The sequence below is a fragment of the Cupriavidus sp. OV096 genome, assembly GCF_900115455.1.
Classification (GTDB): domain Bacteria; phylum Pseudomonadota; class Gammaproteobacteria; order Burkholderiales; family Burkholderiaceae; genus Cupriavidus.
In genome coordinates this window covers 13250-29455 of record NZ_FOWM01000013.1, presented here as the reverse complement: position 1 = coordinate 29455, position 16206 = coordinate 13250, and the positions used below count along the sequence as shown (strand labels likewise).

The 16206-nt window shown below is 65.5% G+C and carries 19 protein-coding genes; 8 read left to right on the top strand and 11 right to left on the bottom strand.

Features of this window, described 5'->3' with window-relative positions:
* The first annotated feature begins 27 nt into the window (after positions 1 to 27).
* A complete protein-coding gene (locus BM115_RS22685) occupies positions 28 to 435 on the top strand; it encodes a hypothetical protein (RefSeq protein ID WP_092299594.1) in 408 nt (135 codons plus the stop codon).
* Positions 436 to 465: 30 nt separating this feature from the next.
* On the opposite strand, the gene BM115_RS22680 is transcribed toward BM115_RS22685, so the two are convergent.
* Positions 466 to 975, bottom strand: coding sequence for a hypothetical protein (locus BM115_RS22680; protein ID WP_092299591.1), 510 nt, complete (start codon positions 973 to 975; stop codon positions 466 to 468).
* A 197-nt stretch (positions 976 to 1172) separates the two neighbouring features.
* Here BM115_RS22680 and BM115_RS22675 point away from each other — a divergent pair, with 197 nt between their 5' ends.
* Complete coding sequence (locus BM115_RS22675; RefSeq protein ID WP_092299588.1) at positions 1173 to 2033, top strand: transglutaminase-like domain-containing protein; 861 nt, start codon at positions 1173 to 1175, stop codon at positions 2031 to 2033.
* Between the two features lie 7 nt (positions 2034 to 2040).
* On the opposite strand, the gene BM115_RS22670 is transcribed toward BM115_RS22675, so the two are convergent.
* The 5 genes from BM115_RS22670 to BM115_RS22655 all read right to left on the bottom strand — a co-directional run bounded on the left by BM115_RS22670 (position 2041) and on the right by BM115_RS22655 (position 4003).
* Positions 2041 to 2358, bottom strand: coding sequence for a hypothetical protein (locus BM115_RS22670; protein WP_092299586.1), 318 nt, complete (start codon positions 2356 to 2358; stop codon positions 2041 to 2043).
* Between the two features lie 34 nt (positions 2359 to 2392).
* The gene (locus BM115_RS27525; protein ID WP_255370945.1) at positions 2393 to 2527 is read right to left on the bottom strand and encodes a hypothetical protein; all 135 of its coding nucleotides are present in this window, start codon (positions 2525 to 2527) and stop codon (positions 2393 to 2395) included.
* A 96-nt stretch (positions 2528 to 2623) separates the two neighbouring features.
* Positions 2624 to 3001: a hypothetical protein gene (locus BM115_RS22665; RefSeq protein ID WP_092299583.1), complete on the bottom strand. Its 378-nt coding sequence runs from the start codon at positions 2999 to 3001 to the stop codon at positions 2624 to 2626.
* Positions 3002 to 3174: 173 nt separating this feature from the next.
* A complete protein-coding gene (locus BM115_RS22660) occupies positions 3175 to 3378 on the bottom strand; it encodes a cold-shock protein (RefSeq protein WP_092299580.1) in 204 nt (67 codons plus the stop codon).
* Positions 3379 to 3646: 268 nt separating this feature from the next.
* A complete protein-coding gene (locus BM115_RS22655; protein ID WP_092299577.1) occupies positions 3647 to 4003 on the bottom strand; it encodes a hypothetical protein in 357 nt (118 codons plus the stop codon).
* A 214-nt stretch (positions 4004 to 4217) separates the two neighbouring features.
* Between BM115_RS22655 and BM115_RS22650 the strand changes: the two genes are divergently transcribed.
* Positions 4218 to 4715 carry a hypothetical protein gene (locus BM115_RS22650; RefSeq protein ID WP_092299574.1) on the top strand — a complete coding sequence of 166 codons (498 nt, stop codon included), beginning with the start codon at positions 4218 to 4220 and terminating at the stop codon, positions 4713 to 4715.
* Positions 4716 to 4772: 57 nt separating this feature from the next.
* Here the strand turns inward: BM115_RS22650 and pcaD are convergent, their stop codons facing one another.
* The 5 genes from pcaD to BM115_RS22625 are packed head-to-tail and all read right to left on the bottom strand — an operon-like array spanning position 4773 to position 8624.
* Positions 4773 to 5552, bottom strand: a complete 780-nt coding sequence (gene pcaD, locus BM115_RS22645) for a 3-oxoadipate enol-lactonase (protein WP_092299571.1) — start codon at positions 5550 to 5552, stop codon at positions 4773 to 4775.
* Between the two features lie 15 nt (positions 5553 to 5567).
* Positions 5568 to 5852 (bottom strand): muconolactone Delta-isomerase, encoded by a 285-nt coding sequence (gene catC / locus BM115_RS22640; RefSeq protein WP_092299568.1) that lies wholly within the window; start codon positions 5850 to 5852, stop codon positions 5568 to 5570.
* A 27-nt stretch (positions 5853 to 5879) separates the two neighbouring features.
* Entirely contained in the window at positions 5880 to 6938 is a 1059-nt protein-coding gene (locus BM115_RS22635; RefSeq protein WP_092299565.1) for a cyclase family protein, read from the bottom strand.
* Positions 6939 to 6952: 14 nt separating this feature from the next.
* Positions 6953 to 7249 (bottom strand): YciI family protein, encoded by a 297-nt coding sequence (locus tag BM115_RS22630; RefSeq protein ID WP_092299562.1) that lies wholly within the window; start codon positions 7247 to 7249, stop codon positions 6953 to 6955.
* Between the two features lie 34 nt (positions 7250 to 7283).
* The gene (locus BM115_RS22625; RefSeq protein ID WP_092299559.1) at positions 7284 to 8624 is read right to left on the bottom strand and encodes a short-chain fatty acid transporter; all 1341 of its coding nucleotides are present in this window, start codon (positions 8622 to 8624) and stop codon (positions 7284 to 7286) included.
* Between the two features lie 374 nt (positions 8625 to 8998).
* Here BM115_RS22625 and BM115_RS22620 point away from each other — a divergent pair, with 374 nt between their 5' ends.
* From BM115_RS22620 to BM115_RS22600, 5 genes are all read left to right on the top strand, one after another.
* A complete protein-coding gene (locus BM115_RS22620) occupies positions 8999 to 9811 on the top strand; it encodes a thioesterase family protein (RefSeq protein WP_177219996.1) in 813 nt (270 codons plus the stop codon).
* A gap of 165 nt (positions 9812 to 9976) precedes the next feature.
* Positions 9977 to 11440 (top strand): MFS transporter, encoded by a 1464-nt coding sequence (locus BM115_RS22615; protein ID WP_092299553.1) that lies wholly within the window; start codon positions 9977 to 9979, stop codon positions 11438 to 11440.
* Complete coding sequence (locus BM115_RS22610; protein ID WP_092299550.1) at positions 11437 to 12960, top strand: FGGY family carbohydrate kinase; 1524 nt, start codon at positions 11437 to 11439, stop codon at positions 12958 to 12960. Before BM115_RS22615 ends, BM115_RS22610 begins: the two co-directional genes overlap by 4 nt.
* Positions 12961 to 12978: 18 nt before the next feature.
* Positions 12979 to 14658, top strand: coding sequence for a glycerol-3-phosphate dehydrogenase/oxidase (locus tag BM115_RS22605; RefSeq protein ID WP_092299547.1), 1680 nt, complete (start codon positions 12979 to 12981; stop codon positions 14656 to 14658).
* On the top strand, positions 14655 to 16205 hold the full coding sequence (locus BM115_RS22600) for an FAD-binding oxidoreductase (RefSeq protein ID WP_092299544.1): 1551 nt from the start codon (positions 14655 to 14657) through the stop codon (positions 16203 to 16205). The genes BM115_RS22605 and BM115_RS22600 overlap by 4 nt, the downstream gene beginning before the upstream one ends.
* The last annotated feature ends 1 nt before the right edge of the window (position 16206 follow it).

The window sequence follows — 16206 nt, the reverse complement described above, 5'->3', positions numbered from 1 at the left end:
TGTCCCACAGCAGGGCGAGGAGGCGCGATGTCCCCGTATGAAGCGTTACGCGATCGATTCTTCGAGGCATCGACGCGCGAAAAGGATCACAGGGCCTTGCTGGAATCGGTCGCCAGATCCACGAGTGAGAAGCTGGCTGCATATTTGCAGGCGCCGCCCGCGCTGATATCGGTCAAGCCGACCGGAGAGCCCGGTCCGAAAAGCTACGGCTTCCGTTACGTCGTCACGTTCGACGCAGGGGATGCCGTGGTGCACAGCGCCGAGGTGCCCGTCGTGATGACACTCACGCGTCACGGCTTGCACGCGAGGGTTGCCGATGGCCATGACCAACACGTGGGCGACCCCGCGCACCCCGATTGGCATGAAGTGTTCTACGACGTACTCACCATGCTGGAGAAGGACTGTCAGGCCACGGAAAGGCAATCCCAGATCTGAATGGTCGACGGGGCCGTCGTTATCGCATGGTCAACGGGGCCAGCCGCGGTAAGCTGTCCCGGCGAGGCAAACGCCGCCCAACTCCTTGACGATGCTGCGCATCGGCGCGCAGGAACCGCCGTGGCAACTTGCCACCATCACGAGCTGCCCCGGCGCCATGGGGAGTCGGCGTTCCGTCAAGCCGACGCGCAGGAACTTGCCACCGAGTCTTGCCCCGAGCAGCCAGCCCAGCATGCCGCCGAGCATGGCAACCCCCAGTGCGGCGATCGTGCTTTCGGCCGGACCAAACGATGTGCCGTACGCAACGGTGATGGCGACGCCGGCAATGGCGCCGGCGACAAATCCGCCCATTGCGGTTTCATCGCGGTAGGTAATCTGGCCCGTGTCGGTGCCGGGCAGGCTCTCGACGGGCTGCCGGTCTCGACGTACAAACCACGGACCATCCGGCTCCTGAGGGCCAGCCACGAGCGCGTGCAGCCGGGTCTGTGCCAGCTTGGCGGTGGCCACATCATTGAGGATGAAATATAGGAGCGTGCGCATGACTCGCCTCCGACTGTTGTTCCGCATATCTGTTGGGCCATCGGCGGCCGGAGAGCGGAACCCTGCTAAGGCGCGTCATGGCTCTAGTTTAGAGGTCCAGGCACGACAAATGCGAGCGTCCTTACAATACAGGCGCAGCGTCGTAGCAGTACACTCTGAATGCCGTCTCCCTCCCCCACATCGGCGCAAGGTCAACGATGAATCGCATCCGGTACCTGGTGAACCTGTCCTATGAGATCCTGGATCCCACAGCGGACTTTCTGTTGCGTATCGAAGCCGCAAGGACGGGACGCCAGTCCATCGTTTCCGAGCACCTCGCCATCACGCCGGAGGTGCCCGCCACGCGCTACACAGATCCAGTCCTGTGCAACCGCATGCTGCGGATTCGGGCGAACAAGGGCCATCTGGCCATCCGCTATGAGTGTGTGGTGGACATCGATCATCGACTCGACGATGGCGAATCGATACGGCAGGTCCCGGTCGCCGAACTGCCCTTTGAGGTGCTGCCCTTCCTGACGCCGAGCCGCTATTGCGAATCAGACCGCCTGATGGAGTTCGCGATGCGTGAGTTTGGCGGCATGCGCCCCGGCTACCCGCGCGTGTACGCGATCCGGGAATGGGCGCGCAACCATATCCGTTTTCTCTCGCACTCCACCAATGAACGGACGTCGGCGACCGATACGATCGTGGAGCGAACCGGCGTGTGCCGGGATTTCGCCCACCTGATGATCGCCATTTGCCGCGCGCTGAGTATGCCGGCCCGCATTTCCAGCAGCCTGGACTATGGTGCGGACCCGGCAATGGGCCCGCCGGATTTCCACGCGGTAGTTGAGGTGTACCTGTCGGGCGGCTGGTATCTGCTCGATCCCTCAGGGGTATCGATTCCGACCGGCCTGCTGCGTATTGGCACCGGCCGGGATGCCGCCGATGTTCCTTTTGCGGCGATATTCGGGAAGGTGCAGTCGGAGCGGCCCTATATCGAAATCGAGGCACTGACCGATCCGGCTGCCGGCATTGGCATGCCGCTCGCCACGCCCCGCGCCATCTCGACCTGGTAACCAGCCTTCAGCGCTGGCCGCCTTTCATGCCCTCGGATTCCATGGCGGCGTTCCATTCCTCGTACGCCTCGATCGGTTCCATGGCGTCGTCGACGAACGCTGCCGCGCGTTCCGCCGCGGCGACACGCTCCAGTTGCGTATCGCCGGCGTCGCTATCTTCCGCCGTGGGCGGCAGCAGCATGTCTTCCAGCATTCCCCGCAACTCCACGGTGTCCCATGGCCGGCCGAGCCGGGCCTTCCTGTTCAGGTAGTGACGAACTTCCGATTCCTGCTCGGCGGTCAGTGGCAGCCCCTGGAATGTCGAGCTAAAGTCCTGATGGATCATGATGCGCCTCCCTCATCGGTCGGCTTCCGCCGATTTACTTCCGCTTGCCGACGCCGTCGTTGCCGATCCGAGAATGCACCGTTCCGATCGGGCTTGCCGGCACGGCCGGCTTCTTGGGCTGTTTGGGTTTTTTTGCTTCGCGATTGCCGCGTAGTTGGCTCTTGGCCATGAGATGCTCCCGGTGCATTGATTGCCGATTGGCAGTACCAGCATACGCTCTTACTGTGCGCTTCAGGGATATATCGGGGAAAGCCGCCCGACGGACTTAAACCGGCGAATATCGCCGTGCAGGACGCCTTGCGATATTGCCGGCGCCGACGGGCTTCAGTTCGCCCTCCCATGGCAACACGTCGAGATCGAGCACATGGTCGCCGTCGGCCGCCTTGTTGTAGAGCTGGTCGCGCAGGACCTGGCCAATGGCGATGCGGCATAGCTGTTCGCAGGTCTCACCCGTCGCGGGCTGGAGGTCGCTGTCTGGGCTGCGCACCGAAAAGGAGCGCCTTCCGGTGCCAACGAAGCTTGTAAATTGCACGCCCGCCGGGTGGTTGCCATCCCGGAAACTGACCGCCACATGGTAGGCCAGGCGCTCGACATCGGCGTTTAATGTGCAGAGGAAGCTGAATGGCAGAGTGGCACCTTGCATACTGGAATCGCCCCCTTGATTGAGAAGGTATCGGAATTTGCGACTACCTATCGACTCTACTCCTTCCCTCCCACTCGCGGCGGGTGTATTTCTCCGTAGGGAAAAACCCTCCACAAATAAAAAAAGCTCCGCATCTGCGGAGCTTTTCTACGACTGTTGCCAGTCGAGTCAGTTCAGGAGGGCTGAATCTTCGTCGCGGTCGGACCCTTGGGGCCATTGCCTTCGACGTAATTCACCTTCTGTCCTTCTTGCAGCGACTTGAAGCCATCGCCCTGGATCTCGGAGAAATGCGCGAAAAGATCATTTCCACCTGCTTCCGGCGTGATGAAACCAAAGCCCTTGGCGTCGTTAAACCACTTTACCGTACCTGTTGCCATGTCAATTCCTAAAAAATTCTCGCACGACGAAAATACCGGCGAGGCACGATACTCAAGGAAGAAACAAGGAAGGTGGCGATTCGCCAATGAACTCTGAGGTCTGCTTGATGATCCTGCAAGGACTCTTATACAGGTCATGCCGGGGCAGGTCAACCTAACTTACGAATGAATCGATGGCCGGGAGACCGATGACGTCCATTCCGAGGCGTGCCAGGGGAAAAGCCAGCCATCGGCCACCCCTGACGCGCGCTTCGCTATCCCGGCAGGCCTAGGAACACTGGCTCAAGACGCTGGACGCCGCGGCGTCGTTGCCGCGGAAATACAGCGTTGAGCCTGTGCCGGTCGGAGCGGGCCTGACCATAGCGGCCGTTCCGGCGGGCGGGGTCTGGCCGGGGACAAAGACATCGAATGCCGTATCGTTGGCGTACACGTACTGGATCATGGCCGGCTGTCCGCCCGGTTGCGTCCATTTCGATCCGATGCACTGCGCGGCCGCCTTGGGCGCCATCTGGCTCTGGCCTACCTTGCTGGCATTGGCCGGCGGCGGCGGGGGAAGGGGCGCGGGCGGCGGTGGGCTGGCGCATCCGGCGGCTGCGAGCAACACAACGAGCAGGGAGTATTTCATGTTGTTGGCTCCATAGGACGTTCGCTTACTCCACCAAGATATTCAACCGTGGAAAACGCCGGTATTGGACCATGGACCACCCTGCCGCCCGCAAAGGCAGCGGGCGCCATTTCGTCGAGACACTGATCCCATTACAATGCGGCGTTTAGCCGCCACCATGGCAGCGGCTGCCGCGCGCCAGCGGCGAAGGCCGCATGCATTGAATACGAGATCCATGAATCACAGCGACACCGTCCCTTCGGAGGCCGAGTCCTCCCCCATCCATGAACCCAGGCTTTGGCGAGACAAGGGCTGGACCGCGCGGGTCATCAAGAACGAGGATGGTGACGGCTGGGCCGTCGAGATGATCCGGGATGGCAGTTCCGAGCCCGCGCTGGTCGGCCCCTGGACCATGGGCCGAAACAAGGTCGATCCGAAGCCGCTCGATGCGACAGCGCATCAGACCCTGGTGAAGACCGCTTCGGAAGTCATCCGTCGACACGAACAGCAGTTGCACGCGCAACTGAACAAGCAGGTGACCGTGGAAGTCGGCTCGGACGCGGTAACGATCCAGCTTGTCATCACGCCGGACGAGTACGAGCCATTCGGCACCCTCACGGCAGTCGGGCAGTTCGGGGACGTGCTCGCTACCGTCAAAGTGCGACCAGATTTCCGCTTGACGCGGGAAAGCGGCGCGCAGTGGGCCGCCGGGGGATTCGGCAAGATCCGGTGAAACCCTGCCGGGGTTACCCGCCGGGCGTCCGGCGGGGGTAGCTGCCCACCTCAGGCGTCAGCGATCCAGGAACGCCAGCACAGCCTGATTGAACCCCTCCACCTGTTGCAGGTTCGAGAGATGCGCGGCGTACAGTTCCACGTACCTGGCGCCCGGAATGTTCTCCGCCAGATACCGACCATCGGCGGGCGGGGTCGGGATATCGCCGGTGCCGGCAATGACCAGCGTGGGCGTGGTGATGCGCTGCACGTCGTTGCGCAGATCCGAATCGCGCACGGCCAGGCAGTTCGCCGCGTAGCCGCGGGCGTCGGTGGCACCCAACATCGTCCGCAACGTCTGCACGAGATCCGCCTGCTGCGCCGCGAAGTCCGGCGTGAGCCATTTGTCGACTACGGCGGCGGCAATCGACGCCACACCGTCACGCTCCACGGCGGCGGCACGGTTGGTCCAGTTCTCGGGCGGCCCGATATAGGCCGCCGTATTGCACAGGATCAGCTTGTCAAGGCGGTCAGCGTGGTGGACGCCCAGCCACATGCCCGTGATGCCGCCCATCGACAGCCCGCAGAAATGCACGCGTTGCAGGCCCAGATGGTCGAGCAGCGCGATGACGTCGCCGCCCAGTTGCGCGATGCTGTACGGTCCCTCGGTAACGGACGACTGCCCGTGGCCGCGCGTGTCGTAGCGCAGCACCCGGAAACGCTGCGTCAGCGCAGCGATCTGCGGCTGCCACATATCGAGGCTGGTACCCAGGGAGTTCGACAGCACCAGCACGGGCAGGCTCTCATCGCCATCGAACCGGTAATGGAGCTTGACGCCCGCAAGGTCAGCAAAAGGCATGGCGGTCTCCGGGGCTCAGTTCTGGGCGATGGCAGAGGCGTGCTGCGCCAGCGCGGTCACCTTCATTTCCATGTACGGATACAGTGGCAGGCCAGTCAGCAGCGTGTGCAGTTCGTCGGCATCCTTGACGTCAAAGATGCTCACGTTCGCGTAGAGGCCAGCCACGCGCCACAGGTGGCGCCACTTGCCGTCACGTTGGAGTTGCTGGGAGTACGCCTTCTCTTCCGCCTTGATCTTGTCGGCGACAACCGGGTCGAGCGTTTGGGGAATACGAACAGTCATTTCGACCATGAACAGCATGGTGGGCTCCTAGTGAAGAGAGAGGAATCAGGTAGTGGCAACGGGCGTCACGGGCGACCCCATCGCGCCGGGCAGCCGCAGCGGCGGCGCCGACAGGAAGAACCGATGGCGACCCTCGGCGCGCAGCCAGGCGGCCAGGTCGCGCAGGTACCAGAGTTCGCCGAGCGGCAGGCCGAGCTTGAACAGGCAGTGATGATGCAGCGGCAGCATCGGCACGGGGCCCTGCTCCGCCGGCACGGGCCGCGCCGGATAGCGCTCGACGGCGTAATTGTCGGCCGCGATCGCGGCAATGCCGGAATCGGTGATCCACTGCAGCAGCTTGTCGTCGCGCCCGTCCAGCGCGCAGCAGCTCTGATGCAACAGTTCGGCATCGGGCTCGCCAGCCATCTCGACCAGCATCTCGGCGAATCCGGTGCGAAGCACGAGGATGTCGCCACTGCCAACCTCGATGCCATCGGTGTCGATCACGCGCATCAGGTCGTCGTAGCCGACCGTCCGGCATTCGCGGCCGTAGTGTTCGGCCAGATCGACCAGCACGCCGCGCGCCTGAATGCCGTGCGCCGCGAGGGTCTCGATGCCGAGCGCGTCGGCATGGCTGTGGTCGTGCCCGCAGGGATGAGCCGCGAAGTGGTCGGCTTCAGCATAGTCAACCGGACCGACGATATCGGCATTCGGCCGGAAACCGTTGTAGTAGACGCGTTCGGCCACCCCATCGCCATCGGCATCGAACAGCGCGCCCACGTGGGCCAGTGAATCCCACTGCGTGGAGTACTGCATGGATAGCAGCACCTGGTCGTCGCTGAGCACGTCCAGCGCGCGCGGATCGACCTTGGCCAGCGGGAAGTTCACGTAGGCCACGTCGTCACGGAAAGTGGGACGCAGCACGGGCGGATGCCGGCGCGGGTTCAGCACATTCCCGCCGGGGAGGTCCAGCGGCAGGGACAGGCAGAACGTCCGGCCGCTTTGAATCTCCTGCGCGGCGGCACGCACGCGCGCCGCCGTGATCAGGTTCAGGCGGCCGAGCTGGTCGTCCTCACCGAAGTCGCCCCAGTTGGCGCCTTCGGGCCGTTGCTTCCATCGCTTCATACCTACGCCTTCGTTCAGATATGACGGACGCCGTCCAGATAGGCCTTGCGCCACCGCACGATCTTTACCTCGGCGAACAGCGCGGCCTTGTGGAACGGATCGGCTTCGATAAAGGCCTGCGCAGCCTCGCGCGTCTCCACGTCGACGATATACAGGCCACCACCGCCATCGCTGCCGTCATCGTTGAGCTTGGCGCCGCAGGCCAGCAGCAGCGCCTTGTTGGCTTCCAGATACTCCAGGTGCACGGGCCGGTTGGCCTGCCGCACATGCTGGTGATTCGGCTTGTCGAACGTCTCGATCAGGAACGGCATGCGATTCTCTCCGCGTTGGTTGTCAGTACATCGGTCAGTGCGTCAGCATGCCCCAGGCCAGCAGCGCCACGATATAGATGGCACCGACCCAGAACATCATGATCACGGTATAGCCCATCACGTCCTTGAGCTTGAGCTTCGACAGCGCCAGCGCCGGCAGGATCCAGAACGGCTGCACGAGGTCGTTCCAGGCGTTGCCCAGCATCACCGACATCGAGGTCTGCGCCACCGAGCTGCCGATGGCCTTCGCCGCGTCGATCATGAATGGCCCCTGAATCACCCAGTGGCCACCACCCGACGGCGCGAAGAAGTTGATCACGAACGAACTCACCAGGCCCCAGAACGGCAGCGTCTGCGGCGTGGCGATATCCACGAACACGCGCGAAATGGTATCCACCAGCCCCGAGCCCGCCATGATCGCCATGATGCCGGCATAGAACGGATATTGCAGGATGATGCCTGAAATCGTCTTGATGCCCTCGTTCAGCTTGGCGACGTAGTTGGCCGGCGTGCCCAGCAGCAGCACCCCGATGAACAGGATCAGGAAGTTGATCAGGTTCAGGTCCAGCGTGCCGCCCTGTGTGAAGTACAGCACCGCGTAGGCCATGCCGCACAGGCCGATGACCAGGCTCAGCAGGCGGCTGTTGTTCATGCGCGCGGCCAGCGTGTTCTCAATGCCCATGCTGTGGCCACCGGCGGCGGCGGCACGGCCCTCCTCCGCGTCGTCCTTGATCTCCACCACATCCTTGGCGTCGCGCGGATGCAGCATGGCGTTGAGCAGCGGCAGCGTGACGATCACGGCGAGGCTGGTGAGCAGCATCGGCAGCGAGAAGATCGTGTCCTTGAGCGCCACCACGCCCATGAGCTTTTCCATCGGATGGCCCGGCGTGGAGATCAGCACGGGAATACTGGCAGACAAGCCCAGGCCGTACATCGTGAAGCCGCTATAGGCCGACGCGATGATCAGCGGGTAGTGCACCCCCTTCACCTTGAGCGCCAGCTTGCGGGCGATGATGCCACCGATCACGAGGCCGAAGCCCCAGTTCAGGTAGCTACCGATACCGCCGACCAGCGTCGCCACGATGATGGCCCCGCGCGGCGTATGCACGCGCGCGACGATGCTGTTCAGGAAACGATCGACCAGCGGCGCGGTGGCCAGCACATAGCCCATGGCCAGGATCACGGCCATTTGCGTGGTGAACGAGAGCAGGTTCCAGAACCCCTTGCCCCAGTTCAGGATGATCGTGTTGGCGGCCTGTCCCTCGACCAGCATCGCCATCACCATGGAGAGCAGCGTCAGGCCAATCGCAAACACGAAGGGGTCCGGCAAATACCGGCGCATCAGTTCTGTAAAGAACCCGGCAACCTTGTTCAAGGCAAGTCTCCTGAAATCCGAAATGACCACATATCGAACTTGCGTTCTATATGCGAACGTCTAGTTAGCTTGGATCGGAGGGTAAGACTTTGTCTTTGGCAATGTCAACGCAATAAATTGTCCGATTACCCACCCCCAACACAACAATTCGATATTGCACCGCAGCAGATCCGCACGCCAATTCACAGGTCGTTGCGCCCTGTGCGCAGGGGCTTCGCATATTGCAATGCACCAATGGTCTTTCACGGCTGAAAGGTTCATGGCCGGTATCCGCACAGAACGGTGGCGCCGGCAGACAAGCCATCTCGTGGTGTATCGTTGGCGGCCATAGCGCCCCGGCGTCCGGGAGCGCAGCCCGCATCACGGAGACCGTCTTGGCTACTGCTTCTGCGCCGATTCCCCACAGCATTTTTGAAGTCTCGGGCGATGCCGTCGTCCCTACCGAACTGTCGCGCGGCCCCTGGCATCCCGGCGCCCAGCACGGCGGCGCACCGGGCGGGTTGCTGGCCTCGATGGCGGACCGCGCCATGGCGCAGGAGCCGGGTTGGTCGATGGTTCGCCTCACGCTCGAATTCGTGCGGCCGGTTCCCGTGGCACCCTTGCGCGCGGTGGTCGAACCGCAACCGGGCGGGTCGGTGCGGCGCGTGCGGCTGGCGCTGTCGCACGAGGGCGTACCGGTCGTCTACGGCACGGCGGTCTATATCCGCGAGCGTGCGCTCGACCTCCAGTCGTCCCCCCAGTCTCCGTCCCTCCCCCCGCCCGATGCGTGCCACACGCCCATCCTCATCCCGGGCATGCAGCCGCAGACCTCGTTCCACTACACCGCCATGGAGAGCCGCGTGGCGACCGGCACGGTCACGGCCCCCGGCCCTGCCGCCGTATGGTTCCGCCTGGCGGTGCCGCTGGTGGCCGACTGGCCAGTCACGCCAGCAGCCCGCGCGGTAGCTGCAGCGGACTTCGGCAATGGCATCAGCTGGGCCGTGCCGCTGGATCGCTTCGCGTTCGCGAATGCCGACCTGACGATGTACCTGCACCGGCTGCCACGCGGGGAATGGGTCGCGGCCGACTCGACGACCACGGTGCAGGAGAGCGGCATCGGCCTGACCCGCACGACGCTGCATGACGAGCACGGCGTCATCGGTGTCGCGCAGCAGGGACTGATCTTCAAGCCGCGCGACGCGCGCTAGTCGCGCCCGGCTCCGCCCCACCCTATCGGGTTTTCCCCGTTGACATGACCTGCCCGGCGACATACATTGGCCGGGCAGATCCAGATAAGAGACCATCTGTAAGATGGTCTCTTAGCGCGTGCAGTTTGCTGCGGCCTCTTACAGAACCAAAAAAAGGAGACCGCCGTGCAAACCTCTGCCATCAAGCTTCGTGGCATCGATGATGTCATCGCCTTCATAGATTCCTGTCCTGGCATACGTGGCCGCGCCGGCGTGGTGTGGTGGCTTGCCCTCGGCGGACTCTTCCTTGACGCTTTCTCCAATTCCGCACTGAGCGCCGGCCTTGGGCCGATGACGCGCAATTTGCAGCTCGCCCCGGCGCAGGTGGCGCTGCTGACCTCGTTCGCCTCATGGGTCGCCATCGTCTTCAACCCGTTGGGCGGCTGGATGGCTGACCGCTGGGGCCGCGTGCGCCCGCTGATCCTGGCCAAGGTGCTGGCCGTGGTGGGCGCGCTGCTGGTGGTGTTCGCGCCCGGCTTCGATGTAATCCTGGTCGGCCGGTTCTTCGTCGGCGCGGCGTACGGCATCGACTTCGCCATCGCCATGGCCGTGCTGGCCGAATTCACGCCGGTCAAGCTCAAGAGCCGCCTCAATACCTGGCAAGGCATGTGGTACACGGCGGTCTGCTCCAACCTGCTGCTGGCGCTGCTGTTCCATTCCTGGAATGTGGGCGATACGATCTGGCGCTATTCGGTGGCCGCCACCGCCATCTTCGGCGTCCTCATCCTGGTGCTGCAACTGCTGTTCCTGGTCGAAAGCCCGATCTGGCTGGCCCGCAAGGAACGGCTGGACGCCGCCGCGCGCGCCATGACGCGCATCTATGGCCGCGCCTTCATGGCTGCCGCGCCGTCCGAGCGCATTCCCGTGACCAACCAGGCCCGTCGCGGCCTGGCCAACGTGCTGCTGATCTTCCGTGGCGTCTACCTGCCTCGCACCATCCTCGCCTCCACGGTGCAGATCGGCCAGTCGATCCAGTACTTTGCGATTGGCTGGTACCTGCCGCTGATCAGCGCCGCGCTGTTCGGCAAGGACTTCGTCTACGCCACCATCGGCGCGCTCGTGTTCAATGTCTGCGGCATCTTCGGCGGCTTCCTGTCGCCGCTGATCGGCCGCAAGCTCGGCCTGCGCCGTGCCTCGGCGTTCGGCTTCGCCGCCGTCTTCGTGATGCTGCTGGTGCTCGGCCTGTTCAACGGCAAGATGCCGATGTGGGTCGCCGTGGTCGTGCCGTCGCTGTTCATCCTGTTCCACTCGGGCGGCCCCGGCGCGAACGGCAAGAGCCTGTCCTCGCTGTCTTTCCGCAGCGAACTGCGCGCGGGCGCCAACGGCATCATCGGCGCACTCGGCTCCATCGGCGCCGCGCTGGGCCTGCTGGTGTTCCCCCTGTTCCGCGCCCAGTACGGGCTGGAAACCACCTTCCTGATCCTCTCCGTGGTGCCCCTCATCGCCAGCATCATCTGCTTCACGATCCGCTGGGACCCCACGCGTACCACCATCAACCCCGACAACGAAGCCGATGCCCCGCAGTTCGCACGCGATGCGCGCGAGGGGGCCGGCTTCCTGCAACCCGTGATCGAGAAATCGCAGTCATGACCCAGAACAGGAACGTCATCCTCGCCATCGACGAGGGCACGTCCGGCACCCGCGCCGCCGTGGTGGCCGCCGATGGCCACGTCTCATGCCTGGAATACACCACGCTGCAAGTGGATTCGCCGCGCCCCGGCGTGGTCGAGCAGGACGCCAATGTCCTGCTGGAGAAGACGCTGGCGGTGTGCCGGGCCACGCTGGCGCAGGCTGCGCGCGATCACCTCAACGTGGTGGCGCTCGCCATCGCCACGCAGCGCGCCACGGCCGTGCTGTGGGACACGCAGACCGGCCGCGCGCTGGTGCCGGCCATGGTCTGGCAGGACACGCGCTACGCCCCGGACCTGCACGAACTGGCGGCCACGTGGGACCCGCGCCTGGGTCCTGTCGTCGGCCGGCCTGCCGGCGTGCGTTCGCCCTATCTCTGGGCGGCGCGGCACCTGCGCGAGACGCCTGCCGTGGCCGAGGCATGGGCCGCGCGCCGGCTGGCCTTCGGCACGGTGGATAGCTGGCTGCTCTGGCACCTCTCCACCGAGCGCGCCTGCGTGACCACGCCGACGAACGCCACCTCGTGCAGCGCCTACATGCTCGGCGAGCACCGCTACCTCACGGACTGGACCGATGCGCTCGGCTTCCCCCGCGAGCTGCTGCCCGAACTGCGGCAGGACGCCGATGACTTCGGCCGCACGCGCGCCGACCTGATCGGTATCGACGTGCCCATCCTCGCCTGTGCCGGCGACCAGCTTGCCGGCGCCATCGGGCTGGGCTGCCTCGATGCGGGGCAGTCGATGTGCCTGCACGGCACCGGCAGCTTCGTGGACCTGATGGTCGGCCCCGCCCTGCCGGCGCGCAGCGGCGAATCGGACAGCACGCTGACGATGACCGCGCGCCGCCATCGGGGCGTCTCCCACTACTCGGTGGAGACCTTCGTGGCCACCACCGGCTCCGCGCTGAATTGGGTCTGCAACCAGCTGCACTGGTTCGAAGACGCCCGGCAGATCAGCGCGCTGGCGGCCACGGTGCCCTCGTCGGGCGGCGTCACGTTCATCCCAGCCCTGACCGGCCTGCGCGTGCCGCAGATGCAGCCCGAGGCCCGCGCCGCACTGAACGGCGTGTCGATGGCCACCACGCAGGCCGAGATCGCCCACGCCATCCTCGCCGGAATCGCCCATTCCGTGGCGTCCTGCATCGAGGCCAACCGCGACATCGCCGGCGTGCCCGTCTCCAGCCTCGTGGTGGGCGGCGGCCTCTCCGGCAGCGACGCGCTGCTCCAGATGCAGGCCGACCTCACCGGCCTGCCGATCCATCGCATGCAGGAGACGGACCGCGCCAGCCTGCGCGGCATCGCCTTCCTGGCCGGCGCGTCGGGCCTGCTGTGGGACTCCCTGCAGCAAGCCCGCACCACCACCGCGCCGGACGCCGTGTTCACCCCGGCCATCGGTGATGACGAGCGCGCCGCGCGGCGCGCGCTCTGGCACGCCCGCGTGGCGTCCGAACTCAATCACGTGGACGCGTTTGCGTCGCATTAATCAGGAGAAGCGATCAACATGATGGGTCTGCCATCCCGAAGCGCGAGCCGCGAACGCGCCGCCATGACCAGTACCGAGCCGCTGCGGCTCGACCGCAGGTCGCAACTGGGCCGCCTGGGCAGCGAGGCATTCGACATCCTCATCGTCGGCGGCGGGGTCACCGGCGCCTATGCGGCGCTGGACGCCAGCCTGCGCGGCTACCGCGTGGCGCTGGTCGAGAAGAACGATTTCGCCTCGGGCACCTCGTCCAAGTCGTCGAAGATGGTGCACGGCGGGCTGCGCTACATCGAGCAGGGCAACCTGAGCCTGGTGCGCCATTCGCTGCTCGAGCGCCAGCGCCTGCGCCGCAACGCGCGCCACCTCGTGCAGCGCCTGCCGTTCCTGTTCCCCGTGATGGAGCGCGACGGCGTGTTCGACAAGCGGCTCGCCAAAGCCTTCGAAAGCCTGCTGTGGACGTACGACCTGGCCGGCGGCTGGCGCGAGGGCATCCTGCACCAGAAGCTGAGCAAGGCCGAGGTCCTGTCGCACTGCCCCACCTTCAACCCCGAGCACCTGACCGGCGGCTTCCTGTATTTCGATGCGCGCGTCGATGATGCGCGACTGACGCTGAACATCGCGCGCACCGCCGCCTTCCATGGCGCGGCCGTGGCCAACCACGCGCAGGTCATGGAGATCACGCGCGACGGCCACGGCAAGGTCGACGGCGCCATCGTTCACGCCGGCGAGCAGGAAATCCGCGTGCGTGCGGGCGTGGTCATCATGGCCACCGGCGTCTGGCTGCGCGACTGGACCGGCCGCAAGCGCGGCGAACAGAAGACGCTGCACATCCGCCCCGCCAAGGGCGTGCACGTGGCCATTCCCTGGCTCAAGATCCGCAACGACTGCACGGTGACGATTCCCGTGCCCGGACGCAGCCGCCGCGCCACCATCACGCGCTGGGGCAACGTGTCCTACCTCGGGACCACCGACGAGGACTACGAAGGCGACCTCGACAACGTGATGTGTACCCGCCAGGAACTCGACTTCCTGCTCGAAGGGGCGCGTTCGGCGCTGAAGACAGACCTTCAGCCCGAGGACGTGGTGGGCAGCATCGCCGGATGCCGGCCGCTGGTGGCGCCACCGGGCGGCAAGACGCTTGAAATCAAGCGCAACCACGAGATCCATATCGCCGATGATGGGCTGGTGACCATCGTCGGCGGCAAGCTGACCACCTCGCGCCATATGGCCGAGCAGACCATCGACGCCGCGCAGCGCGTCATCGGCAAGCGCGGCAAGTGCCGCACCAAGAGCGCCTACCTGCTCGGCGCCGCCGGCTACGACGCGCAGGCCATCGTGGCGTCGGGCGGGATGTCGGCACACCTGGGCGAACGGTACGGCACGGAGGCGCGCTTCGTCAGCGACATCCTCCAGGCCGATGCCACGCTCGCGCGGCCCATTGTCAATGGCCTGCCCCACACCGAAGCGGAAGTCGTCTACGCGGTGCGCCACGAGCTGGCCGGCACCGTGGATGACGTGCTGTCGCGCCGCATGCGTGCCCGCCTGATGGCGCGCGATGCCTCCGCCCACGCCGCGCCGCGCGTGGGCCAGATCCTCCAGGCCGAACTCGGGTTGTCCGAGTCGGCCGTCGCCCGGCAGGTCAGCGACTACCTGGCCGCCGTGGCTCTCGAAAAATCCGTCCTCATGGGAGAAGCAGCATGATCAGCAAGGAAGCCATCAAGCGCGGTTACAACCGTGGCAAATACGTCGTGGGCGCGCATACGCCGCCGGGCTACGCAGCCACCATCACCGAGACCCCGGACGCCCCCGGCCTGCAGCGCGACGCCCTGCCGCTCAGCGACGCCACGCTGGCCGCGCTGCGCCTGGTGGCCGATGCCGTCCTGACCAGCACCGGCGATGTGGTGACGTGGACGCGCGACTGGTGGGCGGGCTCGATGATGACCGAGACCGGCGGAAAGCCCGCCACGCCGCGCGGCGTGATCGTGCGCGTGTCCACCGTCGAGCAGGTGCAGGCCGTGATGCGCATCGCCCACGCCAGCGCCGTGCCGGTCACGGTGTCCGCCGGTCGCAGCAACGTGACCGGCGCCGCACTGCCGGTACGCGGCGGCATCGTGCTCGACGTCTGCGAGCTGAACAAGCTGCTCGGCTTCGACAAGAACAGCCAGATCGTGGAAGTCGAGGCCGGCATGTTCGGCGACATCTTCGAGCAGACCATCCAGCAGGAATACGGCATGACGATGGGCCACTGGCCGTCGTCGTACGCCATCAGCACCGTGGGCGGCTGGGTGGCCTGCCGGGGCGCGGGGCAGCTCTCCACCCGCTACGGCAAGATCGAGGACATGGTCTTCGGCATGGACGTAGTGCTGGCCGATGGCCGCCTCATCACCGTGGGCGGCTACTCGCGCGCGGCGCTGGGGCCGGACCTGCAGCAGCTGTTCATCGGCTCGGAAGGCACGCTGGGTGTAATCGTCCGCGTGCGGCTCAAGCTGCACCGCCTGCCCGACTACGGCCGCGCCATCGCCTATGGCTTCAAGAGCTTCGCCATCGGCCTGGAGGCGTGCCGCGAGATCATGCAGCGCGGCGCCAACCCGGCGGCGCTGCGGCTCTATGACGCCCTGGAGAGCGGCGTGCAGTTCGGCCTGCCCGACACCAACGTACTGCTGGTGGCCGACGAAGGCGCCCAGGATATGGTCGATGCCGTGATGGCGATCAGCGAGCGGGTCTGCGTGGAATTGGGCGACAAGCTCGATGACAAGGCCATCTTCGAACGCTGGCTCGATACGCGCTACCTGACCGGCAAGAGCGCCGAAGGCTTCAAGCGCAGCCCCGGCTTCGTGGCCGATACGCTCGAGATGTCCGGGCCGTGGGCCGACCTGCCCGCGATCTACGACGACGTGGTGGCCGCCATCAACGCGGTGCCGGGCACGCTGGCCGGCTCCGCGCACCAGTCGCACGCCTACGTGGACGGCGCCTGCCTGTACTTCTCGCTGCGGGGCGAGGTTGCGGTGGAAGACCGCCAGACGTGGTATCGCGCCGCCTGGGATGCCGCCAACGCGGTGCTGATCCAATACAATGCGGCCCTCAGCCACCATCACGGCATCGGGCTGCTGCGCGCGCCGTATATGGCACCGTCGCTGGACACCGCGTTCCCGGTGCTGGTGGCGGTCAAGCAGGCGCTGGATCCGCAGAACATCCTCAACCCCGGGAAGCTCGGCCTGAGCGACGTGCTTTCCCACGAAGCGAAGTAAC